Annotated in this window: 20 protein-coding genes; 11 read left to right on the forward strand and 9 right to left on the reverse strand. The window is 73.8% G+C overall.

The window, feature by feature from the left end; all coding sequences use genetic code 11:
* Window positions 1-98 precede the first annotated feature (98 nt).
* Window positions 99-1,622 carry an LCP family protein gene (locus tag ATL31_RS10300; protein ID WP_245862254.1) on the forward strand — a complete coding sequence of 508 codons (1,524 nt, stop codon included), beginning with the start codon at window positions 99-101 and terminating at the stop codon, window positions 1,620-1,622.
* Between the two features lie 197 nt (window positions 1,623-1,819).
* Here ATL31_RS10300 and ATL31_RS10305 read toward each other — a convergent pair whose 3' ends face one another.
* The gene (locus ATL31_RS10305) at window positions 1,820-2,986 is read right to left on the reverse strand and encodes an acyl-CoA dehydrogenase family protein (RefSeq protein WP_101395688.1); all 1,167 of its coding nucleotides are present in this window, start codon (window positions 2,984-2,986) and stop codon (window positions 1,820-1,822) included.
* Between the two features lie 174 nt (window positions 2,987-3,160).
* Here ATL31_RS10305 and ATL31_RS10315 point away from each other — a divergent pair, with 174 nt between their 5' ends.
* Window positions 3,161-5,302 (forward strand): FG-GAP repeat domain-containing protein, encoded by a 2,142-nt coding sequence (locus ATL31_RS10315; RefSeq protein ID WP_143598376.1) that lies wholly within the window; start codon window positions 3,161-3,163, stop codon window positions 5,300-5,302.
* Between the two features lie 102 nt (window positions 5,303-5,404).
* Here ATL31_RS10315 and ATL31_RS10320 read toward each other — a convergent pair whose 3' ends face one another.
* Window positions 5,405-6,466 (reverse strand): LLM class F420-dependent oxidoreductase, encoded by a 1,062-nt coding sequence (locus ATL31_RS10320; RefSeq protein ID WP_101395691.1) that lies wholly within the window; start codon window positions 6,464-6,466, stop codon window positions 5,405-5,407.
* Window positions 6,467-6,558: 92 nt separating this feature from the next.
* Here ATL31_RS10320 and ATL31_RS10325 point away from each other — a divergent pair, with 92 nt between their 5' ends.
* Together ATL31_RS10325 and ATL31_RS10330 are read left to right on the forward strand one after the other, a co-directional pair.
* The gene (locus tag ATL31_RS10325) at window positions 6,559-7,728 is read left to right on the forward strand and encodes a nucleotide sugar dehydrogenase (RefSeq protein ID WP_101395692.1); all 1,170 of its coding nucleotides are present in this window, start codon (window positions 6,559-6,561) and stop codon (window positions 7,726-7,728) included.
* A 97-nt stretch (window positions 7,729-7,825) separates the two neighbouring features.
* Window positions 7,826-8,281: a CoA-binding protein gene (locus ATL31_RS10330; RefSeq protein WP_101395693.1), complete on the forward strand. Its 456-nt coding sequence runs from the start codon at window positions 7,826-7,828 to the stop codon at window positions 8,279-8,281.
* 144 nt (window positions 8,282-8,425) lie between these two features.
* Here ATL31_RS10330 and purE read toward each other — a convergent pair whose 3' ends face one another.
* Both purE and ATL31_RS10340 read right to left on the reverse strand, forming a co-directional pair.
* The gene (gene purE / locus ATL31_RS10335) at window positions 8,426-8,911 is read right to left on the reverse strand and encodes a 5-(carboxyamino)imidazole ribonucleotide mutase (protein ID WP_101397498.1); all 486 of its coding nucleotides are present in this window, start codon (window positions 8,909-8,911) and stop codon (window positions 8,426-8,428) included.
* A gap of 83 nt (window positions 8,912-8,994) precedes the next feature.
* Entirely contained in the window at window positions 8,995-10,179 is a 1,185-nt protein-coding gene (locus ATL31_RS10340) for a 5-(carboxyamino)imidazole ribonucleotide synthase (RefSeq protein WP_101395694.1), read from the reverse strand.
* 39 nt (window positions 10,180-10,218) lie between these two features.
* Between ATL31_RS10340 and ATL31_RS10345 the strand changes: the two genes are divergently transcribed.
* Complete coding sequence (locus ATL31_RS10345; RefSeq protein WP_101395695.1) at window positions 10,219-10,695, forward strand: GtrA family protein; 477 nt, start codon at window positions 10,219-10,221, stop codon at window positions 10,693-10,695.
* 73 nt (window positions 10,696-10,768) lie between these two features.
* On the opposite strand, the gene ATL31_RS10350 is transcribed toward ATL31_RS10345, so the two are convergent.
* From ATL31_RS10350 to ATL31_RS10365, 4 genes are read right to left on the reverse strand one after another with little or no spacing between them, the layout of a single operon-like run.
* Complete coding sequence (locus ATL31_RS10350; protein WP_101395696.1) at window positions 10,769-11,761, reverse strand: sensor histidine kinase; 993 nt, start codon at window positions 11,759-11,761, stop codon at window positions 10,769-10,771.
* Between the two features lie 8 nt (window positions 11,762-11,769).
* Window positions 11,770-12,450 (reverse strand): response regulator transcription factor, encoded by a 681-nt coding sequence (locus ATL31_RS10355; protein WP_101395697.1) that lies wholly within the window; start codon window positions 12,448-12,450, stop codon window positions 11,770-11,772.
* A gap of 13 nt (window positions 12,451-12,463) precedes the next feature.
* On the reverse strand, window positions 12,464-13,585 hold the full coding sequence (locus tag ATL31_RS10360; RefSeq protein WP_101395698.1) for an adenylate/guanylate cyclase domain-containing protein: 1,122 nt from the start codon (window positions 13,583-13,585) through the stop codon (window positions 12,464-12,466).
* Window positions 13,586-13,605: 20 nt separating this feature from the next.
* Window positions 13,606-14,373: a biotin--[acetyl-CoA-carboxylase] ligase gene (locus ATL31_RS10365; RefSeq protein ID WP_101395699.1), complete on the reverse strand. Its 768-nt coding sequence runs from the start codon at window positions 14,371-14,373 to the stop codon at window positions 13,606-13,608.
* 24 nt (window positions 14,374-14,397) lie between these two features.
* Here ATL31_RS10365 and ATL31_RS10370 point away from each other — a divergent pair, with 24 nt between their 5' ends.
* Window positions 14,398-16,023 (forward strand): acyl-CoA carboxylase subunit beta, encoded by a 1,626-nt coding sequence (locus tag ATL31_RS10370; RefSeq protein ID WP_101395700.1) that lies wholly within the window; start codon window positions 14,398-14,400, stop codon window positions 16,021-16,023.
* Window positions 16,020-16,247 (forward strand): acyl-CoA carboxylase epsilon subunit, encoded by a 228-nt coding sequence (locus ATL31_RS10375; protein WP_101395701.1) that lies wholly within the window; start codon window positions 16,020-16,022, stop codon window positions 16,245-16,247. The genes ATL31_RS10370 and ATL31_RS10375 overlap by 4 nt, the downstream gene beginning before the upstream one ends.
* A 55-nt stretch (window positions 16,248-16,302) precedes the next feature.
* On the opposite strand, the gene ATL31_RS10380 is transcribed toward ATL31_RS10375, so the two are convergent.
* Window positions 16,303-16,965, reverse strand: coding sequence for an MOSC domain-containing protein (locus tag ATL31_RS10380; protein WP_101395702.1), 663 nt, complete (start codon window positions 16,963-16,965; stop codon window positions 16,303-16,305).
* A gap of 76 nt (window positions 16,966-17,041) precedes the next feature.
* On the opposite strand from ATL31_RS10380, the gene ATL31_RS10385 reads away from it, so the two are divergent.
* The 4 genes from ATL31_RS10385 (at window position 17,042) to ATL31_RS10400 (ending at window position 22,293) form a co-directional block, all read left to right on the forward strand.
* Complete coding sequence (locus ATL31_RS10385) at window positions 17,042-18,760, forward strand: DUF885 domain-containing protein (RefSeq protein WP_245862259.1); 1,719 nt, start codon at window positions 17,042-17,044, stop codon at window positions 18,758-18,760.
* A gap of 286 nt (window positions 18,761-19,046) precedes the next feature.
* On the forward strand, window positions 19,047-19,652 hold the full coding sequence (locus ATL31_RS10390) for a TetR/AcrR family transcriptional regulator (RefSeq protein WP_158239835.1): 606 nt from the start codon (window positions 19,047-19,049) through the stop codon (window positions 19,650-19,652).
* 69 nt (window positions 19,653-19,721) lie between these two features.
* The gene (locus ATL31_RS10395) at window positions 19,722-21,620 is read left to right on the forward strand and encodes a cation:proton antiporter domain-containing protein (RefSeq protein WP_101395704.1); all 1,899 of its coding nucleotides are present in this window, start codon (window positions 19,722-19,724) and stop codon (window positions 21,618-21,620) included.
* A 25-nt stretch (window positions 21,621-21,645) separates the two neighbouring features.
* Entirely contained in the window at window positions 21,646-22,293 is a 648-nt protein-coding gene (locus ATL31_RS10400; protein WP_101397502.1) for a Maf family protein, read from the forward strand.
* Window positions 22,294-22,319: the final 26 nt, after the last annotated feature.

Consider the following 22,319-nt stretch of genomic DNA (forward strand, 5'->3'; position numbering starts at 1 on the left):
CGGCTCCCGGCACTCAGGTGGCGTCCAGAACCGGCGGTTAGACTCACGCGTCCCCGTGTCCGGGGGACCCTCTGCACCAGGACCGAAGGGACGATCGAGTGGACGCCCGCACGAACCCGGGGACCCCTGACCCCCACGGCAGCGGCGACCCGTTCCCCAGCCGGCGTGACCTGCACGGCCGTCCGCCGGGCCGGCGCCACCCGTGGCGCCGCCGCATCGCCATCGGGGTCGTCGCCGTGGTCGCCCTGGCGGGCGCCGGCGTGGCCTACGCGACCTGGCACCTGAACGACAACATCACCAAGGTCGACGTCTCGCAGGCCATCGGCACCGACCGCCCCACCCGCGAGCCCCAGGCCACGAAGGCCGTCAACCTCCTGCTCATCGGCTCCGACAACCGCACCGGCGTGGGCAACACCAGCTACGGCAAGGTCGTCGACGACCCGGGCGTGCACTCCGACACCAACCTGCTGGTGCACCTCTCGGCCGACCGCACGTGGGCGACCGTCGCGTCCATCCCCCGCGACTCGATGACCAAGGCGCCGCCGGAGTGCTCCAAGAACGCGCCGAAGAGCACCTGGGTCATGCGGCAGTGGAACCACAACTACAAGATCGGCGGCACCGGCTGCCTCATCCGCACGCTCGAGGGCAACACCGGCGTGTTCGTCGACCACTACGCGGTGGTCGACTTCCGCGGCTTCAAGCAGATGGTCGACGCCCTCGACGGCGTCAAGGTCTGCACCACCCAGGCCATCGACGACCCCAACAGCCACCTCAAGCTGACGCCCGGCACCCACGAGCTGAACGGCGAGCAGGCGCTGGCCTACGTGCGCACCCGCAAGTCGGTCGGTGACGGCTCCGACCTGGGCCGGATCAAGCGCCAGCAGGCGTTCCTGTCCTCGGTCGCGCAGGAGGCCACCTCCAGCAAGCTGCTCTTCCAGCCGACGCGGCTCTACGGCTTCCTCAACGCGGCCACCCAGTCGCTGACCACCGACCCCGGGTTCACCCTCGGCACCATGAAGGACCTGGCCGAGAGCATCCGCACCATCGGTCTGGACAACATCCAGTTCGTCACGGTCCCCAACGAGACCTACCCCGCCGACCCCAACCGCGTGCAGTGGAAGCCGGCGGCCGACCTGATCTGGGAGTCCTTCCGGGAGGACCACAAGATCGGCGCGAAGCCCACGGCCTCGGCCACCCCCTCCGCGTCGCCGCTCACCGTCTCGCCGGACGCCGTCACGGTGCAGGTCCTCAACGGCGCCGGGACCTCCGGTCTGGCCACCCAGGCCCGCACGGCGCTCGAGGCCCAGGGCTTCACGGTCTCGGGCACCGGCAACGCCGCCCCCACCACCGGGACCCTGGTCGAGTACTCGGCCGGCCAGGAGGAGGCGGCCCGCACCGTCGCCGCCGCGTTCCCCGGTGCCCGGCTGAGCAAGGCCGCCGGCCTCGGGAAGCTCGTCCGGGTCACGCTGGGCGCCGGGGCCGAGAACGTGGTCGAGGTCCCCAACCGGGTGGGCAGCGCCCCGCTGCCGACGCCGTCGATCACGGCCCCCGAGCCCGCGCCCAGCGCCACCCCCACCATCGAGGGCCGCGCCGCCGCCCAGGACATCTGCAAGACCTCCTGACCTCGCGGCGCCCCGGCCACGTCGCGCCACACCGGCCACGTCGCGGCGCCGGGGTGCCATGGCACCCCGGCAGCGCAGGACCAGAACGGCCACGCAGGATCAGGGGGGCCACGCACGATGGGGGCGGCCACGCAGGATGGGGGCGGCCACGCACGATGGGGGCGGCCACGCGGGATGGGGGGCGGCCGCAGCCGGGGTCAGCCCTTCAGCAGCTGGCGCGCCATGACGATGCGCTGGATCTGGTTGGTGCCCTCGTAGATCTGGGTGATCTTGGCGTCACGCATCATCCGCTCGAGCGGGAAGTCGCGGGTGTAGCCGGCGCCGCCGAGCAGCTGCACGGCGTCCGTGGTCACCTGCATCGCGACGTCGGAGGCGTAGGCCTTGGCCGCGGCCCCGAAGAACGTCAGGTCGGCGTCGTCGCGCTCGGACTTGGCCGCCGCCACGTACATCAGCTGGCGGGCGGCCTCGAGGGTCATCGCCATGTCGGCGAGCATGAACTGGATGCCCTGGAACTCGGCGACGCGCTTGCCGAACTGCTGACGCTCCTTGACGTACGCGAGCGCGTGGTCGAGGGCTCCCTGGGCGATCCCGACGGCCTGCGCGCCGATGGTGACCCGGGTGTGGTCGAGCGTCTTCAGGGCGATCTTCAGCCCGGCGCCGACCTCGCCCACCACGCGGTCGCCCGGGATGCGGCAGGCGTCGAAGTGCAGCTCGCGGGTCGGGCTGCCCTTGATGCCGAGCTTGCGCTCCTTCTCGCCGAAGGTGAACCCCACGTCGCCCTTCTCGACGACGAAGGCGGTGATGTTGTTGCCGCGCCGGCCGTCGGGGTCGGTGACCGCCAGCACCGTGTAGTAGTCCGACACGCCGGCGTTGGTGATCCACGACTTCTGCCCCGAGATGACCCAGTCGTCGCCGTCGCGGACGGCCTTGCACTTCATGGCGGCGGTGTCGGAGCCGGCCTCGCGCTCGGACAGGCCGTACGAGAACGTGCTCTCCCCGGCGGCGAGCGGGGTGAGGTAGCGCTTCTTCACGTCCTCGTCCGCCGCGAGGATGAGCGGCATCGACCCGAGCTTGTTGACGGCCGGGATGAGGCTGGAGGACGCGCAGACGCGGGCGACCTCCTCGATGACGATGCAGGTGGCCAGGGCGTCGGCCCCGACACCGCCGTACTCCTCCCCCACGTGCGGCGCGAAGAAGTCGCTGGCCACGAGGGCGTCGTGCGCCTCCTGGGGGTAGCGCGACTCCTCGTCGACCGCCGCCGCGTACGGGGCGATCTTGTCCTCGGCCACGGCCCGCACCGCCTCGCGGATGGCCTCGTGGTCCTCGGAGAGCCGGTAGGTGTCGAAGTCGCTGTTGCCCGTCATGGCGCCATGTTACGTCCGGGTAGCCCGGGCCGGACGGGTACCCGCCCGGGGTGGACGTACGCCACATCCGGCGCGGTTCGGCCGATCCCCGGCGGCTGTCCTCACCGGGCGCTATCCTCCCCGCAACCGGGCGGTACCGCGGCCCGGCCGACCGAGCCAGGGGAGCCCACCATCATGAACTCCGCGTTCGCGCGCGCATCCGCGGCCTGTGCCGCCGCCGCCATTGCCCTCGTCGCCACGCCCGCGGTGACGACCGCCCGGACGGCGCCGTCGCCGGGCCCCTCCGGCCCCGCCCGGGCCGTGGCCGAGACAGGCGCCGGCCTGTCCGCCTCGGCCGCCGCCCGTCGCGCGGCCGAGAGCCCCCGCCCCTCGGCGGCCGGCTCCGACCGGCTCACCGTGGCCCCCGCCCCGGCAGCGCGCCTCTCGGCCGCCGCTGCGGCGGACTGCAGCGCGATCGGCCTCACCGAGAACCTCTCCCACGACCCGCAGGTCACCGTGTCCTGGTCGGACACGAGCTTCGGGCCCTACCGGCTCGACCGGCAGCGCGACGGCGGCACCTGGAAGACGGTGGCCACGGGCCTCACCGGCACCTCCTTCCGCGACACCGGCATCGACACGCACGGGCTCTTCGGCTACCGCCTGGTCGCCGCCGACGGCACCCCGTGCGAGTCCGTCGTCCCGCTCTCGATGAGCACCTACGACGGCTGGGGTCTGGTCGAGGCCGTCACGGGCACCTACGACGACGGTCTCCAGGCTCCGGGCGCGATGATGCTGCAGGACGAGTACGCGCTCGCCGACGACACGACGCTCCAGGGCGTCGACCCGGCGTTCTCGCCCGACGGGCGTCTGGTCGCCTCCTCGGTCGGCGACGGGGCTGGCCACCTCGCCCTGGCCGTCTCCAACGTCACGACCCGGCTGCGCGAGCGTCTCGTGCCCCGGTCCTCCCCGGCCGTCGACGCCCTCGACGCCGAGTGGTCCCCCGACGGCACGCGCGTCGCCTACACCGAGTACACCGCTGACGGCACCTCCCTGTGGGTCCTCGACGTGCGCACCGGCGCCCGCACCGTGGTGGCCGGGTCCGCCGGTCTGGTGCAGCCCGACTGGCGCAGTGCCTCCTCGCTCGTCGCCGCCAGCGCCGGCGCCGCCGGCCCGCTCGTGACCATCCCGGCGGCCGGTGGCACGCCGGTCCCGGTCGCCGGCACCGACGGCGCGCGCGACCCCGAGGTCGAGGGCGCCGCCCTGCGCATCTGGTTCACCACCGACGACGGCACCACCTCGGCCCTGAAGGTCCTCATCCCGAGCGCGAACAACCAGGTCGTCGCCCACCACGAGAGCACCTCGACCATCTACGGCCAGATCCGCTTCTCGCAGACCGCCGACCACAGCACCCGGATCTTCTGGGTCGAGGTCGACACCGCCGGCACGCGCAACGACCCCTCCGACGACACCTTCACCATCGTCGAGGAGCCCGCGTCGGGCACGCCCGACGCCACTCCCCTGGGGGCCCCTCGCGACGGGAACCGCGCCTTCTGGGGCTTCGACGTGCGGCGCCAGCTGTCCAAGGGCACCTCCCAGCTCGCGCTCGACGGCAACAGCGACGTGCTGGCGCTCGACAGCAAGGGCGGGCTGTACACCTACCCCGTCACCGACACCGCGCAGCTGGGCCCGCGCCTGCTCACCGGCACCGGCTTCGGCATCTACGACGCCGTCCTCGTCGCCGGCGACCTCAACGGCGACGACACCGCCGACCTGCTCTGCCGCGACGCCGCGGGCGTCCTCTGGCTCTACCCCGGCCGGGGCGCCGGCAAGGTCGGCGCCCGGGCACGCCTGGGCAGCGGGTGGGGCTCCTACCTCCTGGTCGACACCGGCGACTGGAACGGCGACGGCCGCGCCGACCTGGTGGCCCGCGACCGGGCCGGGGTCCTGTGGCTCTACCCGGGCACCGGGTTCGGCGGCCTGCGGGCCCGGGTGAAGATCGGCAGCTCGTGGCTCTCGATGGACAGCGTGTTCGGCGGCGGCGACTTCGACCTCGACGGCACCGCCGACATCCTCGCGCGCGAGAAGGCCACCGGCTACCTCTGGCTCTACCCGGGCAACGGCCGCGGCGGCTTCCGAGCGCGGGTCAAGATCGGCAACGGCTGGGGCAAGTTCACCCAGCTCACCAGCCCCGAGCTGATCGGGGTCAGCCCCGTCGTCTACGCCAAGGACGCCACGGGCAAGGTCTGGATGTTCGTGGGCACCGGCGACGGCCGGTTCGACAACGGCGCCACCGTCGTGGTCGGCACCGGCTTCGGCACCTACCGCATCGCCTCCTGACACCCGCGGGACGCCGTCGGCCGCGACCCGGTGTGGGGTCGCGGCCGACGTCCGGTGCGGGGCGGGGGTCGGACGACGGACGCGGCGCCGACCGCCCGCGGGTCACTCGCCGCGCAGCAGGTGCCAGAGGTGCCCGTGCTGCTCGGCGTCGCCGAGCTCGGGCATCACCTCGCGCTCGAACAGCTCGACGCCGGAGAGGTCGTAGGCCTGCTCGACGAAGTACGTGATGGCGTAGGTCATCCCCCGCTGCTCGAGGTCGCGCAGGCGCTCGACGATCTGCTCCGGGGTGCCGACCAGGGGGCCGGTCTCGAACGAGCGCACCGTCTCGTCGACCACGGCCTCGGGCAGCCCGGCGTTCGTGTAGTGGTCGCGGATCCACCCGATGCGGTCGGCCACCTCCTTCTCGTCCCGGCCGATGACGACGTTGTAGTTGGCGCTGCGCACGATGGTGGCGAAGTCGCGCCCGATGTCGTCGCAGTGGCCGCGCAGGATGTCCGACTTGGCGGTGAAGCCCTCGGGCGTGCCGTCGAAGTTGGTGTAGTCGGCGTACTCGGCCGCGATGCGCAAGGTCTTCTTCTCGCCGCCACCGGCGATCCACATCGGGATGCCGTTGGCCTGGCTCCCGGGCTGCGCGGTCCCCTGCAGCGGCTGCGGGAAACACATCGCGCCGTCGACCTGGTAGTGCTCGCCGCCGAGGGTGGCGCGGCCGGTGGTCCACATCTGGCGCATGATCTCGACGCCCTCGCGCAGCCGGGCCAGCCGCTCCCCGGCGCTGGGGAAGCCGTAGCCGTAGGCGCGCCACTCGTGCTCGTACCAGCCCGCGCCGATGCCCATCTCGAGGCGACCCTCGGAGATGGCGTCGACGGTGGCCGCCACCTTCGCCAGGTAGGTCGGCTCGCGGTAGGACATGCAGGTGCACATCTGGCCGAGACGGACCCGGCCGGTGACGCCCGCGAAGGCCGCCATCAGCGACCACGCCTCGTGCACGCCCTCCTCGGTGGGGCGCGGCACGGGGTGGAAGTGGTCGTAGACCCAGATCGAGGTCCAGCCCTCGATGCCGTCGGCCCGGCGGGCGAGCCCCGCCATGACGCCCCAGTGCTGGGCGGGGTCGATCCCGACCAGGTCGTGCCGCCAGCCCTGCGGGACGAACAGTCCGAACTTCATGCGTGCTCCTCGAATGTGTGGGGGTCCTCACGATCATGCCGCACGGGCCGGCGCCGACGGGGGGCACCGGTCCGCGGCCCTAGGCTGGTGTCGTGGCTTCCACGATCTGCGTCGTCGGCACGTCCTACGTCGGCCTCTCGCTCGCCGTCCTCCTCGCCCGTCAGCACGACGTCGTCGCGTACGACATCGACGCCTCGCGGGTGGAGCTCATCCGGGCCGGGCGCAGCCCGATCCACGACCCCGACATCGAGGAGCACCTGGCCGGTGGCGGCCTGCGGCTGACCGCGACCACCGACAAGGAGGCCGCCTACCGCGACGCCGAGTTCGTGGTGGTCGCCACGCCGACGAACTACGACGAGCGCACCAACTACTTCGACACCAGCACGGTCGAGCAGGTCGTCGCCGACGTGCGCCGGCTGGCGCCCGACGCCACCGCGGTCGTGAAGTCCACGGTCCCGGTGGGGTTCACGGCCGGGCTGCGCGAGCGGCTGGGCACCGACCGGGTGGTCTTCTCGCCCGAGTTCCTGCGCGAGGGGCGGGCACTGCACGACAACCTGCACCCCTCGCGGATCGTCGTCGGTGACCGCGGGCCGCAGGGGGCGGCCTTCGCCCGGCTGCTGGCCGACGCCGCGCTCGACGACGACGTCCCAGTGCTGCTCACCGACAGTACCGAGGCCGAGGCCATCAAGCTGTTCGCCAACACCTACCTGGCGATGCGGGTCGCGTACTTCAACGAGCTCGACACCTACGCCGCCACGCACGGGCTCGACACCCGCCAGATCATCGACGGCGTCGGCCTCGACCCGCGTATCGGCATGCACTACAACAACCCCAGCTTCGGCTACGGCGGGTACTGCCTGCCCAAGGACACCAAGCAGCTGCTGGCCAACTACGCCGCGGTCCCGCAGACCCTGATCAGCGCGATCGTCGACGCCAACACCACCCGCAAGGACTTCATCGCCTCCGAGGTGCTGGCCCGCGGCCCGCGGGTCGTCGGCATCCACCGGCTGGTCATGAAGTCCGGCTCCGACAACTTCCGCTCCAGCAGCGTGCAGGGCGTGATGAAGCGGATCAAGGCCAAGGGCGTCGAGGTGATCGTGCACGAGCCCGAGCTCGACGCGCCGACCTTCTTCGGCTCGCCGGTGGTCTCGCTCGAGGAGCTCAAGGCGCGCAGCGACGTCATCGTGGCCAACCGCCTGGTGCCCGAGCTGCACGACGTCGAGGAGCGGGTCTACACCCGCGACCTGTTCGGCAACGACTGAGGCACCGGCGGAGCATCCCTCCGGCCGCCCTCGCCAGCCTCGCCGCCCCTCCCGGATCCTCTGTTTCGGACCTCGGCGAACGGGCATGATGGACGGTATGGGCGCACTGCGGCACCAGAACGACCCCGACCTCATCCGTGAGCTGCTCATGGACCCCGGCGTGTGGGCGGTGGTGGGGCTCTCCACCAACGCGCGGCGCCCGGCCTGGTCGGTGAGCCAGTGGCTGACCGTCGAGCTCGGCAAGCCCATCGTCGCGGTCCACCCCCGCGCCGAGGAGGTGCACGGGTATCCGGGCTACGCCTCGCTGGCCGACATCCCCGACCAGGACCTCAAGGTCGTCGACTGCTTCGTGAACTCCACCCGGGTGGGGGCCGTCGTCGACGACGCCATCGCCCACAAGGACCGCCTCCAGCTCGACGCGGTCTGGATGCAGGTGGGGGTGGTCGACCAGGCCGCGGCGGCTCGTGCCCGCGAGGCCGGGCTCGCCGTCGTCATGGACACCTGCCCCAAGATGGAGTGGCCCAAGCTGCGCAGCGACGGCATGCAGCGCTGACCCTCCCCGCCGGGGCCCTCGGCTTTTCGGGGTGACCCCGAAAAGGTCACCGGACAAGACCTGCCAGCCGGGGTCTCGTGGCACAACCCTTGCGTCGGCACCCCCGGGGACGGGGATGCCGGGACGCGGGCCCCTGCGCCGGCCTCAGGAGCGCCGGCGCTCGCGCAGCGCGGCCCCCTTGGCGTGCGCCTGGTCGCGCAGCGCCCCACGGAAGGCGTCCATCGCACCGCGCAGCCGCGCGGCCTCGGCGCCCTCGCCGGCCCCGAGGATGCGGGCCGCGAGCAGCCCGGCATTGCGCGCGCCGCCCACCGAGACCGTCGCCACCGGCACCCCGGCGGGCATCTGCACGATCGAGAGCAGCGAGTCCATCCCGTCGAGGTACGCGAGCGGCACCGGCACGCCGATGACCGGCAGCGACGTGACCGACGCCAGCATGCCGGGCAGGTGCGCGGCCCCGCCGGCCCCCGCGACCAGGACCCGCAGGCCGCGGGAGGCCGCCGTCCGCCCGTACTCGAGCATCTCCTCGGGCATCCGGTGGGCCGACACGACGTCGACCTCGCACGCGACCCCGAGCTCGTCGAGGGCCAGCACCGCGGCCTCCATCACGGGCCAGTCGGAGTCGGACCCCATCACCACGCCGACCACGGGCGCACCACCCCCACCGGCGGCGGCCCGGTCCGCCGCCCCGCCCGACGACGTCTGCTGTTCGCTGCTCACTCGGTCACCACTCCTCGCAGGTAGTCGGCCGCGTGCCCGGCCCGCTCGCGCAGGTCGGCCAGGTCGGCGCCCGACACGTTGACGTGCCCGATCTTGCGGCCGGGCCGTACGCCCTTGCCGTACAGGTGCACCTTGACGCCGGGGTCGCGCGCCATGACGTGCCGATAGGCGGGGTAGAGCTCGGGGTAGTCGCCGCCGAGCACGTTGGCCATGACCGTCCACGGCGCGTGCGGGCTGGGCGAGCCCAGGGGCAGGTCGAGCACCGCGCGCAGGTGCTGCTCGAACTGCCCGGTCACGGCGCCGTCCATCGACCAGTGCCCGGAGTTGTGCGGGCGCATCGCCAGCTCGTTGACCACGAAGGCCGGTGCCCCGTCGGCGTCCACCGTCTCGAAGAGCTCGACCGCGAGCACCCCGGTGACGCCGAGCTCGCCGGCCACCCGCAGGGCGGCGGCCACCGCCCGGGATCCCAGGTCGGGGTCGAGCGCCGGCGCGGGCGCGAGCACCTCGGTGCAGATGCCGTCGGTCTGCACGGTCTCGACCACCGGCCACACCGCCGCCTGGCCCGACGGGCTGCGCGCCAGCAGCACGGCCAGCTCACGGCGGAACGGCACCCGCTCCTCGAGCAGCAGCCCGGTGCCGGCCATCGCCGCCCGTTCGAGCCAGTCGTCGAGCTCGCCGGCCGAGGCCACCACGCGCACGCCCTTGCCGTCGTAGCCGCCGACCGGGGTCTTGGCCACGACCGGCCATCCGACCGCCTCGCCGAAGGCGGTGACGTCGGCGGCGGTGTCGGCGCGCACCCAGCGCGGGCAGGGCACCCCCAGCGCGCCGAGCCGGGCGCGCATCGCCAGCTTGTCCTGCGCGTGGCGCAGCGCCTCCGGCGTCGGGTGCACCGCCACCCCGTCGGCCACGAGGGCGGCCAGGACGTCCTGCGGCACGTGCTCGTGGTCGAAGGTCACCACGTCGCACGCGGCGGCGAAGCGGCGGACGGCCTCGAGGTCGGTGTGCTCGCCGACCGGGGCGCTGGGGACGACCAGGGCGGCCGCGGCGTCGGGCGCCTCGGCCAGCACACTGAGGGTGATGCCCAGCTCGGCGGCCGGCCCGGCGCACATCCGCGCGAGCTGCCCACCCCCCACGATGCCGACGACGGGGAAGCCTCCGGGCGCGCGGCGAGGGGTGGTCACCCCGCGAGGATATCCAGCCGGGATCAGTAGGCTGCACCGGTGACCGCCCAGGACGCCCCGCCGCGGGGACTCGTCGGCCGCGTCCTCGACGCCGGCCGGGGTGCCGTCAGCGCGCTCTACCGCGAGGTCATCAAGTTCGGCGTCATCGGCGCTCTCGCGTTCGTGGTCGACCTCGGGCTGGCCAACATCCTGTGGCACACCGTGCTCGAGGACAAGGTCACCACGGCCAAGCTCATCTCCGGCGCGGTGGCCACCCTCGTGGCGTGGGTCGGCAACCGGCAGTGGACCTTCCGGCACCGCCGCAGCCGGCCGGTGCACCACGAGGTCGGCCTCTTCTTCGGCGTCAACCTCGTGGCGCTCGGCATCTCGGCCCTGACCCTCGCGGCCTCGCACTACGGTCTCGGCTACACCTCGCGGCTCGCCGACAACGTCTCGACCGTGGTCGGCATCGGTCTCGGCACGCTGTTCCGGTTCTGGGCGTACCGCAGGTTCGTCTTCGCCCGCGAGCCGCTCTGACGGTCCGGGCCCGACCGCCCGTCGCGGTCGCCCGTCGCGGCCGCCCCGTCCGCCCCGCCCGCCCGGCGAGTGGTCAGTCGCGGTCGCCGGTGGAGAGGAAGAGCGCGAACACCGGGGGCGTCGCCCGCGCCAGCTCCAGGCGGCCGCCCGCGGCCTCCGCCAGGTCGCGGGCCAGTGACAGACCCAGCCCGGAGCCCGACGACGACACCGACCGCTCGAAGATGTGCGGCGCCAGGGCCGGCGAGACGCCGTCGCCGGTGTCGCTGACCTCGATGACGACCGAGGGCCCCGCGCGCCGGGCGCTGATCTCGACCGTCCCCCGCCCGTAGGCCAGGGAGTTCTCGAGCAGCGTGGTGAGGATCTGGCCCAGCGCCACCGGCGTGGCGCGCACCAGGAGGCCGCGCTCCCCGCTGACGTGGATGCTGCGCCGCGCCGAGGCGAACGGCGGCTGCCACTCGCGCTGCAGCGAGGCGAGCACCGAGTCGAGCGAGACCGACGGGCTCGCCTCGACGCCGCTGCGCGCCCGGCCCATCAGGTCGTCGACGACCTTGCTCAGCCGCTCGACCTGCCCGATGGCGATGGCGGACTCCTCGGCCACGACCTCGAGGTCCTCGGTGGTCGAGATCTCCTCGAGGCGCATCAGGAGCGCGGTCAGGGGCGTGCGCAGCTGGTGCGAGGCGTCGGCCGCGAAGTCGCGCTCGGACGCCAGGCGCTTGGCCCCCTGCTGGGCGCCGCGCACCAGCGCGGCGTCGAGCCGGTCGAGCTCCTCGATGCCGGAGGTGAGCGGGACCGGCCGGGTGTCGCCCGCGGCCAGCCGGTCGGCGCGCTGGCGCAGGGTCCGGACCAGGCCGTCGAGGCGCAGGACGGTGCGCTCGGCCATCCACACCGCCACCACGAGGGCGAGCAGGACGGCGGCGACCGCGGCGAGGACGAGGACCCACCACGGGGCGACGACGACGTCCGCCGCGAGGCCGCCCCGCAGGACCAGCACGACCAGCGCCAGGGCGACGGCCCCGAAGGACGCGGCGACCGCGGAGAGAGCCACGGTCAGGACGATGCGGCGCATCGGACCCGCTACTCGTCCGGGGCGTCGAAGCGGAAGCCGAGCCCCCGGATCGTCGTGATGTACCGGGGGTGGGCCGCGTCGTCGCCGAGCTTCCGGCGGAGTACCGAGATGTGCATGTCCAGGGTCTTGGTCGAGCCGTACCAGGCGCTGTCCCAGACGTCGCGCATGAGCTTCTCGCGCGAGACGACCTTGCCCTGGTTCGCGACCAGGACGCGCAGCAGCTCGAACTCCTTGCCCGTCAGCTGCACCTCCTCGCCGCGCAGGAACACCCGCCGGCCCTCGGGGTCGATGTCGAGCAGCGGCTCCTCGTCGGACTCGCTGGGGTCGGCGACCCCGCGCCGCAGCAGCGCCCGGGCGCGGGCCAGGAGCTCGGCCAGGCGGAACGGCTTGGTGACGTAGTCGTCGGCCCCGGCGTCGAGACCGACCACGGTGTCGACCTCGTCGGCGCGCGCGGTGAGCACCAGGACGGGGACGCTGCTGCCCTCCTGGCGCAGGCGGCGGCACACCTCGAGGCCGTCCATCTTCGGGAGCCCCAGGTCGAGGACGACGAGGTCGGGGGTGCGCAGGGCGTGCTCGAGCGCGGACTCGCCGTCGGTGCACACCTCGACCTCGTAGCCCTCCCGCCGGAGCGCGCGGGCGAGCGGGTCGGAGATCGCAGGATCGTCCTCGGCCAGGAGCACCTTGGTCATGGGGGGATCGTAGTCACGATCCGTCGCCGGGCACGGAGGGACGGCGCCCACCCGGCGCGCGTCGCAGCTCGTGGAGGGTGACCACGCCGATGCCGCGCAGCATCCGGCGCCGCCGCTCGATGGCCGAGAACCCCGACACCGAGCCCAGCGCGCGCGCCATCGCGTCGTCGACGAAGACCGTGCCCGAGGGCGTGACGGCCGTGATCCGGCTGGCCTTGTTGACCGTCATCCCGAAGACGTCGCCGAGCCGCGAGACCACCCGGCCGTGGGCCAGCCCGACCCGCACCGGCGGCAGCAGCTCGTCCTCGGCCATGGCGTCGACCAGGTCGAGGGCGATCGCCGAGGCGGCGGCCGCCTCGGTGTGCACGAACAGCACCTCGTCGCCCACCGTCTTGATGACGCGTCCCCCGTGCTCGGCCACGACGTCGCTCGCCAGCAGCTCGAAGTGCTGCACCAGCCGGGCCAGCTGGCGCTCGCTCATCCGGCGCACGAAGGAGGTGAAGGCCACGAGGTCGGCGAACCCGACGGCCCGCACCGGGGCCGAGGGGTCGGAGCTGACGGCGGGGTCGGCATCGGCCAGCATGCGCTGTACCGCGTTGGTCAGGTGGCGCCGCCAGACGTAGACCAGCAGCGGCTCGATCTCGTCGATGGTGCGGGCCAGCAGGGCGGCGGCGTCGGCGGCGATGTCGGGGGCCGGCACCGAGCGGCTGTCCTTCCCCTCGAGCTCCTCCGAGAACGGTGGCGCCAGCGACTCGGCCACCAGCTGGGTCTGCCACACGGCGAGCCGGTCGGCGGTCCGCGCGAAGGCCCGCGTCATCCCGAGGGCCAGCTCCTCGCTGACCCGGCCCTCGCGCACCATCGCCGTGACCCGGCCCAGGGCCTCGCGGTCGGCCTCGGTGAACATCGCCTCGTCGTCCTCGACGACCTGGAACCCCATGGCGTGCCAGAACCGGCGGGCGGCCGCGGGGTCGACCCCCGCGCTGGCGCTGACCTCGTCGCGCGCCATGGAGGCCGAGCGGCCCAGCAGCAGGCGTTCGACGCTCTCGGGCAGCTCGGCCGGGCCCCGTGAGGACGGCGCCCGTGAGGACGGCGCGGATGCGGTGCCGTCGGGCTCGTCGGCGTCGTCGGCGGTCATCGTGCCCTCCTCTCGCGAGATCACCGGGCGCGCACGTGGACGACGTCGCCCGCGGAGACCCGGACCGGCCCGGCGTCCGTGCGCACGGTCAGTCTGCCGGTCGCGTCGACGCCTGTCGCCCTTCCCTGCCGCACCGTCCCGCCGGGTTCGTGGACCTCGACGTCGCGGCCCACCGTGGCGCACGCGTCGCGGTAGGCCTCGGCGGACGGGCCGGCCGGCCCGGTGTCGGCGCGCAGGACCTCGGCCAGCCGTACGAGGTAGCGGGTGAGCAGCACCGCGCGGTCCACCCCGGGGTGCCCGGCGGCGCGCAGCGAGGTGGCCGTGTCGAGCGGCAGGTCAGCGCGGGCGGTGTCGACGTTGACCCCCACGCCGGCGACGACCCCGCGGGCGGTCCACTCGCAGAGGACACCGGCCAGCTTGCGGTCGCCGTCGGCGGGGACCAGCACGTCGTTGGGCCACTTCAGCGCGGTCGCCGGCCCACCGACGTCGGCCACCGCCCGGGCCACCGCCAGCCCCACGAACAGCGGCACCCACGAGGCGCCGGACGCCGGCACCGGGACGCACACCGACACCGCGAGCGCCGTGCCGGGCGTCGTCGTCCAGACCCGCCCGAGCCGCCCCCGACCGTTCTCCTGGACCTCGGCCACGACCACGCGCCAGGGCTCCGGGGCCTCGCGCAGGGTGTCGTTGGTGGACCCCAGCCGCTCGTGCACCTCGACCGGGAGCCAGGGCTCGCCGGGTGTGACGGAGAACGCGTCGAGGGGTCGCGGGGACTCGGGCCGGGGCACGCGCCCAAGGCTAGAGTCACCGCCATGTCCAGCGACACGCACGCGCTCGGCGGGACCGACGTCCCGGACGACATCGACGTCACCACGACCGCCGGCAAGCTCGCCGACCTCAAGCGCCGGGTGGCCGAGGTGGCCAACGCGGGCTCGGAGCGGGCCGTCGAGAAGCAGCACGCCCGCGGCAAGAAGACCGCGCGCGAGCGCCTCGAGCTGCTCCTGGACGAGGGTTCCTTCGTCGAGATGGACAAGTACGCGCGCCACCGCGCGAGCGCCTTCGGCCAGCAGGCGAACCGGCCCTACGGCGACGGCGTGGTCACCGGCTACGGCACCGTCGACGGGCGGACCGTAGCCGTGTTCGCCCAGGACTTCACCGTGTTCGGCGGCTCGCTGGGCGAGGTCTTCGGCGAGAAGATCACCAAGGTCATGGACTTCGCGATGAAGGTCGGCTGCCCGGTGGTGGGCCTGAACGACTCCGGCGGGGCGCGTATCCAGGAGGGGGTGGTCTCGCTCGGGCTGTACGGCGAGATCTTCCGCCGCAACGTGCACGCGTCCGGCGTCATCCCGCAGATCTCCCTGATCATGGGCCCGTGTGCGGGCGGGGCCGTCTACTCCCCCGCCGTCACCGACTTCACCGTCATGGTCGACCAGACCTCGCACATGTTCATCACCGGGCCCGACGTCATCAAGACGGTCACCGGCGAGGACGTCGGGATGGAGGAGCTCGGCGGCGCCAAGACCCACAACACCCGCTCCGGCGTGGCCCACTACATGGGCACCGACGAAGAGGACGCGGTCGAGTACGTCAAGGCGCTGCTGTCGTACCTGCCGAGCAACAACCTCGAGGACCCCCCGGTGTTCGGCGGCGAGCTCGACCTCGACGTCACCGACGACGACCGCTACCTCGACACCATCATCCCGGACTCCCCGAACGTCCCCTACGACATGCACGAGGTCATCGAGCGGGTCGTCGACGACGGCGAGTTCCTCGAGGTGCAGCCCCTCTTCGCGCCCAACCTGGTCGTCGGCTTCGGCCGGGTCGAGGGGCGTTCGGTGGGGGTGGTCGCCAACAACCCGATGCAGCTCGCCGGCACCCTCGACATCGACGCCTCCGAGAAGGCCGCCCGCTTCGTGCGCACCTGCGACGCGTTCAACGTGCCGGTGCTGACCTTCGTCGACGTCCCCGGCTTCCTCCCCGGCACCGGCCAGGAGTGGGACGGCATCATCCGGCGCGGCGCCAAGCTCATCTACGCCTACGCCGAGGCCACCGTGCCGCTGGTCACCGTCATCACCCGCAAGGCCTACGGCGGCGCCTACGACGTGATGGGGTCCAAGCACCTCGGGGCCGACATCAACCTCGCGTGGCCCACCGCCCAGATCGCGGTCATGGGGGCGCAGGGCGCCGTCAACATCCTGTACCGCAAGGAGCTCGCGGCCGCCGAGGAGCGGGGCGAGTCGGTCGAGGAGGCGCGCGCGGCGTTCATCCAGCAGTACGAGGACGCGCTGGCCAACCCCTACGTCGCCGCCGAGCGCGGGTACGTCGACACCGTCATCACGCCGTCGAACACCCGGATGAACGTCACCAAGGCGCTGCGGGCCCTGCGCACCAAGCGCGAGACCCTGCCCCCCAAGAAGCACGGGAACATCCCCCTATGACCTCTTCGCAGGCGCAGAGCCCAGGAGAACCCGAGCCCGCGGTGCGCATCGAGGGCGCCGCGACCCCCGAGGAGGTCGCGGCCGTCATCGCCGTCCTGGCGGCCTCGGGCGGCGCCTCCGACGAGCAGCCGGAGGGCGGCTCGACCTGGGCCTCGCACCGCACCCTGCTGCGCGGCCGGCACGACCCGGGCCCCAGCGCGTGGAGCACGACCTACCGCGGCTGACCCCTCGTCGCCTTCCCCGAACGTGTGTGAACACGCCGCGGAATCCCCGGCGTGTTCACACACGTTCGGGGGACGTGGCCTTCGCGAGCTCGGCGTGGTCGTCCTCGCCCAGCACACCGGCATCGAGCACGATGCGGGCGGTGGTGTCGTCGCCGAACCAGGCGGCCAGCACCATCGAGACCGTGATGCCGTGCGCCGGCCGCTCGAGCACCGTCACCGTGTCACCGGGCCGGATGGTGCCGGGCGTCACGACCGCGAGGTAGGCGCCGGGCCGCCCGTGCTCGACGAACCGGCGGACCCAGCCCTTCTCGCCCATCCAGGCCGCGAAGTTCGCACAGGGCACCCGCGGCCCGCACACCTCGAGCACCGTCTCGCCCACCTGCCAGCGCTCGCCGACCAGGGCGCCGTCGGGGTCGAGGCCCTCGGTGGTCAGGTTCTCGCCGAAGGTGCCGTCGGAGAGGGGCCGGCCGATCTCGGCGGCCCAGTGGTCGAGCTCCTCGCGGGCCACGGCGTAGACGGCCTGCCGGGTGCCGCCGTGGTGCTTGTGGTTCAGGACGTCGTCGCCGACGACCCCGCTGCCGAGGCCGCCCTTCTTCGGCCCGGGGTCGCGCACCTCGATGCTCGCGACGGCTCGCTTGTCGATGCCGGTGGTCCGCCCCCTGCTCCCGATGCCCTCGCGCCCGTGCCCGACGTTGACCGACCTCACGCGTGCGTCCATGGCCAGAGGCTATGCCTCCCCGGCCCGGCCCCTCACCACGAGCCGCCGGCCGCGCCCCTCCGGTAGCGTCCACAGGGTGACCGACCCGAGCCGCCAGCACGCACCGCAGCACCCCGCGACGCCCGCCCGGCCGCGCACCGCCGTCGACGCCGTGGCCGAGGCCCACTTCGACGCGGTCGTGGCCGCCAGCCCGATCGAGGCGACCTATCTCGGCGTCCCCGGGCGTGACCGCGAGCTCGACGACCTCTCCCCCGAGGGCTACGCGCACCACGCCGAGATCGCCCGGGCCACCCTGGCCCGCCTGGACGCGGTCGAGGCCGTCGACGACGTCGACCAGGTCACCGTCGCGGCGATGCGCGAGCGTCTGGGCCTGGCCCTCGAGACCCACGAGGCCGGCTACGACCGGATGGCGCTCAACGTCATCGCCTCGCCCCTCCAGGGCTGCCGCGACGTCTTCGACCTGATGCCCACCGCCACCGAGGACGACTGGGCCACCATCGCCGCCCGGCTGGGCGAGGTGCCACGCGCGCTCGAGCAGTACGCCGCCACCCTGCGGGAGTCGGCCGACCGCGGCCTGGTGACGCCCCGCCGCCAGGTCGAGTCCTGCGCGCGCCAGTGCCGCGACCTCACCGCCGACGACGGGTTCTTCGCCGGCTTCCTGGCGGGCGCCTCGGCGGCCGGGCGCCCCCTCGGCGACGCCGTGAGCGCCGACCTGCGCCGCGCGGTCGACGGCGCCGCCGCGGCCTACCGCCGTCTCGGCGAGGAGATCACGACCTCGCTGCTCGACCGGGCGCCGACCTCGGACGCCGCCGGCCGCGAGCGCTACCAGCTGGCGTCGCGGACCTTCCTGGGCGCCACCGTCGACCTCGAGGAGACCTACGCCTGGGGCCAGGAGGAGCTGGCCCGCATCCGCGCCGACATGGAGCGCACCGCCGAGCGCATCCTGCCCGGCGGCGGGGTGGCCGCGGCCACGGAGCACCTCGACCACGACGAGGACTACCTGCTGCGCGGCACCGACGCGCTGCGCGACTGGATGCAGGAGCGCGCCGACGAGGTCATCGCCGACATGGCGGGGCGGCACTTCGACATCCCCGAGCCGGTGCGCACCATCGAGTGCCGCATCGCCCCGACCCAGACCGGCGGCATCTACTACACGGGGCCCAGCGACGACTTCTCGCGTCCGGGGCGGATGTGGTGGTCGGTCCCCAAGGGCGTCACCGAGTTCTCCACCTGGAAGGAGCTCACCACCGTCTACCACGAGGGGGTGCCCGGCCATCACCTCCAGGTCGCGCAGACCATCCACCGCCGCGAGACCCTCAACCGCTGGCGCCGGATGATGTGCTGGGTCAGCGGCCACGGCGAGGGCTGGGCCCTGTACGCCGAGCGGCTGATGGCCGAGCTGGGCTACCTCGACGACCCGGGCATGTACCTGGGGATGCTCGACGCGCAGTCGCTGCGGGCAGCGCGGGTCGTCATCGACATCGGGGTGCACTGCGGCTTCGCGGCGCCGGCCGAGGTGGGCGGCGGCGACTGGACCTACGACAAGGCCTGGGCGTTCCTGCGCGCGCACGCCAACAACGACGAGGGCACCCTGCGCTTCGAGCTCGACCGCTACCTGGGGTGGCCGGGCCAGGCCCCGAGCTACAAGATCGGCGAGCGGCTCTGGATGCAGCTGCGCGAGGAGACGGCGGCCCGTGAGGGCGGCGACTTCTCGTTGCAGGCCTTCCACCGGCGCGCGCTCGACGTCGGCTCGGTCGGGCTCGACGTGCTGCGCGAGGCCCTGCTCGGCCGCTGAGCCGTCCCGTGGCGGTGCCCGGAGGCCGGGCCCGTCGCCTCCGGCCGCCGTCGCCCGGAACCATCCTGTGGGTATTATCAGGTGAGCGGGAGAAGCATCCCGTGGTGGTTCTGCTGGAGTGACTCAGGTCTGTGACCTGCGACGACGCTGTTCGACGACCCGGGGGACGGGTGGGTCGCCTCCCCGGGTGGGGCGTCCGTGCAGGCCGACGCGGGGTCGGTCGAGCGCACCGAGACTGCTCGGCGACCGTCGTTCTCGGTCTCCGGGCGGACGTGGAGGAGGACACGTGCCACGAGCGCGAGGGCGACGACCGGCGGGGAGCAACACGCGCGAGACCATCGCGGTCGCGGCGAAGCGGCAGTTCGCCGAGCTGGGGTACCCGCGGACGACCCTGCGCGGCATCGCGCGGGAGGCGGACGTCGACACGCGGCTGGTCACCCACTACTTCGGGAGCAAGCAGCACCTGTTCGTCACGGTGGTCGACGTCCCCTTCGAGCCCGAGCCCCTCGTCGACGAGCTGGTCGCCGGTGGCGTCGAGGGCGTGGGCCGCACCCTGGCGACGCTGGTCGTCCGTACGCTGGAGCAGCCCGAGGCCCGCCAGACCATGACCGGCCTGCTGCGGGCCGCGGCCTCCGAGGACGAGGTCGCCGACCTGGTGCGTCGCTTCCTCACCGACCGGCTGCTCCTCCCGCTCGCGCGGCAGGTCGGTGGCGACCGGCCCGAGCTGCGCGCCGCCCTGGTCGGCTCCCAGATCACCGGCTACCTCTTCGGGCGCTACGTCGTGGGCCTGCCGTGGCTCGCCGACGCCGACCCCGAGGTGCTCGCCGACACGATGGCACCGGTGCTCCAGCACTACCTCACCGGCGACCTCGGCCGGCCGCTGCCCGAGTGAGCGGCCGCCCCGGGCGGTGACCCGTGGGCGGGTGCATCGCGGGCACCCGCCAGGGGCGAGAATCGCTGCGTGCAACCCGCCGTCCTCGTCGTCGCCGTCGTCCTGGTCGTCATCCTCGTGAGCCGGGTGGCCGGCCCGCGCGGCATCCCGGTCCCCCTCGCGCTGCTGGTCGTGGGCGGGGTGCTCTCGTTCGTGCCGGGGGTGCCCGAGGTGCGCCTCTCGCCCGAGGTGGTGCTCTTCGGCCTGCTGCCGCCGCTGCTGTACTCCGCGTCGCTGTCGACCTCGCTGGTCGACATCCGGGCCTACCGCTCGCGCATCCTCAGCCTCTCGGTGGGGCTGGTCCTCTTCACGGCCGTCGGCGTGGCCCTGGTCGTCTGGGCCCTGCTGCCGGGTGTCCCGTTCGCCGTCGCGCTCGCCCTCGGCGCGGTGGTGGCCCCACCGGATGCCGTCGCCGCGACCGCAGTGGCCCGCCGCATCGGGCTGCCGCGCAAGATCACCACCATCCTCGAGGGCGAGTCGCTGCTGAACGACGCCACCGCCCTGGTCACCCTCCGCACCGCCCTGGCCGCCGCGGGCCTGGCCGTGCACGGCGCCGGGGGCGTGGACCCGGGCACCGTGACGCCGGGATCCGTCGTCCTCGACCTGCTCGTGGCGGCCGTCGGTGGGGTCGCCATCGGGGTGCTGGCGTTCCTGCTGGTGGGCGCGCTGCGCCGGCGGCTGACCGAGGTCCCGGCCGACACCGCCCTGTCGTTCATCGTGCCGTTCCTCGCGTACGCCCCGGCCGAGGCGGTGGGCGGCTCCGGCGTGCTCGCGGTCGTCACCGCCGGGCTGCTGCTGGCCCACCGGTCGACCGCGCTGCAGTCGGCGCCCTCGCGGCTCTCGGAGCGGATCAACTGGTCCAGCGTCACCTTCGTCCTCGAGAACGCCGTCTTCCTGCTCATCGGCCTCCAGGTCTGGGCGCTTCTGCAGGACACCCGCACCGGCGAGCTCGGCACCGGGCGCACCCTGCTCGTCGCGCTGGCCGTCCTCGCCACCGTGCTCGTCCTGCGGCCCGTCTGGATCCTGGGCCAGAACGCCGTCCCGGCGCTGCTGGGCCGCGCGGAGTGGCGCACGATGCTCGGGTACTCGCTGGTCAGCGGGTGGGCCGGGATGCGCGGGGTGGTCACCCTGGCGGCCGCCCTGACCCTGCCCGAAGGCACCCCGATGCGCCCCGAGCTCGTGCTCGTCGCCCTCGTCGTCACCGTCGGCACCCTGCTGCTCCAGGGGACGACCCTGCCGGCGCTGGCCCGTGCCCTCGACGTGCGCGGCCCCGACCCCCGCCAGGACGCGCTGCTGGAGGCCACCGTCCTCGGCGCCACCACCGGCGCCGGGCTGCGGGCCATCGAGAAGGACCCGGACGCCGACCCGGCGGTGGTCGCGGCCATCCACGAGCAGGCCGCCGACCGGGTCAACCGCAGCTGGGAGCGGCTCGGCACCCTCGGCCCCGGGGACCGCGAGAGCCCGGCCGAGGCCCGGGCCCGGCTGCGCATCCAGATGATCCGTGAGGAGCGCAACGAGCTGCTGCGCATCCGGGCCCGCGGCGAGGTCGACCACGCGGTGCTCACCAGCGTGCTGGGCCAGCTCGACGCCGAGGAGTCGGTGCTGGTCTGGGGCACGACGCGGGCCAGCGAGGTGCGCGAGTCCGAGCTGCGCCCGCCCGAGACGGCTGCCGGGGCGTGCGAGCACCTCGACGACGACCGGGCCCCGCAGCCGCCGAAGGAGACCGACGGCTGCCCCCAGTGCCGCGCCGAGGGCCTGGACTGGGTGCACCTGCGGGCCTGCACCCAGTGCGGCCAGGTCGGATGCTGCGACTCGTCGGTGGGCAAGCACGCCCAGGCGCACTTCCACGACAGCGGCCACCCCGTGATGCGCTCGATCGAGCCCGGGGAGGCGTGGCGGTGGTGCTTCGTCGACGAGGTCCTGGGCTGAGCCGATGGCCGTCTACCGTGGCGACATGCCCGCACTGACCCTGCTCCTCGCCTCCGCCTCCCCCGCCCGCCTCGCCACCCTGCGCTCGGCCGGGGTCGAGCCGCGCGTGCAGGTCTCGGCGGTCGACGAGGTGGCCGCGGTCGCAGCGGCCGAGGAGCGCCACGGCGCGCTGGGGGCCGCCGACGTGGCGCTCCTACTGGCCCGGGCCAAGGCCGAGGACGTCGTGGCCGCGCTCGGCGACGACGACGACGAGGATCTGGTGCTGGGCTGCGACTCGGTGCTCGAGCTCGACGGCGAGGTGCACGGCCGGCCGGCCGATGCCGCGGAGGCGACCGAGCGGTGGGGTCGGATGCGCGGGCGCTCCGGCGTGCTGCACACCGGGCACTGGCTGGTCGACCGGCGCGGACCCGAGGACGGTGGCAGCGGCGGTCTGGTGGGGGCCACCGCCTCGACCACGGTGCACTTCGCCGCCCTGGACGACGCCGAGATCGCGGCCTACGTCGCCACCGGCGAGCCGCTGCGGGTGGCCGGCGCGTTCACCCTCGACGGCCTCGGGGCCCCTTACGTGGCCGGCATCGAGGGCGACCCGAGCAACGTCGTGGGGGTCTCGCTGCCGTTGCTGCGCGAGCTGCTGCGCGAGCTCGGCGTGGGCTGGCACGACCTGCGGGACTGACGCCGGCCCTGCCGGCACCGCTGGCG

This window comes from Phycicoccus duodecadis, from assembly GCF_002846495.1.
GTDB lineage: Bacteria > Actinomycetota > Actinomycetes > Actinomycetales > Dermatophilaceae > Phycicoccus > Phycicoccus duodecadis.

What these genes read in the sequence shown, in the direction of transcription:
- ATL31_RS10305 (WP_101395688.1), bottom strand. Translation starts at nt 2,986, where the DNA reads ATGACGGGCAACAGCGACTTCGACACCTACCGGCTCTCCGAGGACCAC.
- ATL31_RS10315 (WP_143598376.1), top strand. Translation starts at nt 3,161, where the DNA reads ATGAACTCCGCGTTCGCGCGCGCATCCGCGGCCTGTGCCGCCGCCGCC.
- ATL31_RS10320 (WP_101395691.1), bottom strand. Translation starts at nt 6,466, where the DNA reads ATGAAGTTCGGACTGTTCGTCCCGCAGGGCTGGCGGCACGACCTGGTC.
- ATL31_RS10330 (WP_101395693.1), top strand. Translation starts at nt 7,826, where the DNA reads ATGGGCGCACTGCGGCACCAGAACGACCCCGACCTCATCCGTGAGCTG.
- purE (WP_101397498.1), bottom strand. Translation starts at nt 8,911, where the DNA reads ATGGGGTCCGACTCCGACTGGCCCGTGATGGAGGCCGCGGTGCTGGCC.
- ATL31_RS10350 (WP_101395696.1), bottom strand. Translation starts at nt 11,761, where the DNA reads ATGCGCCGCATCGTCCTGACCGTGGCTCTCTCCGCGGTCGCCGCGTCC.
- ATL31_RS10355 (WP_101395697.1), bottom strand. Translation starts at nt 12,450, where the DNA reads ATGACCAAGGTGCTCCTGGCCGAGGACGATCCTGCGATCTCCGACCCG.
- ATL31_RS10360 (WP_101395698.1), bottom strand. Translation starts at nt 13,585, where the DNA reads ATGACCGCCGACGACGCCGACGAGCCCGACGGCACCGCATCCGCGCCG.
- ATL31_RS10370 (WP_101395700.1), top strand. Translation starts at nt 14,398, where the DNA reads ATGTCCAGCGACACGCACGCGCTCGGCGGGACCGACGTCCCGGACGAC.
- ATL31_RS10375 (WP_101395701.1), top strand. Translation starts at nt 16,020, where the DNA reads ATGACCTCTTCGCAGGCGCAGAGCCCAGGAGAACCCGAGCCCGCGGTG.
- ATL31_RS10380 (WP_101395702.1), bottom strand. Translation starts at nt 16,965, where the DNA reads ATGGACGCACGCGTGAGGTCGGTCAACGTCGGGCACGGGCGCGAGGGC.
- ATL31_RS10400 (WP_101397502.1), top strand. Translation starts at nt 21,646, where the DNA reads ATGCCCGCACTGACCCTGCTCCTCGCCTCCGCCTCCCCCGCCCGCCTC.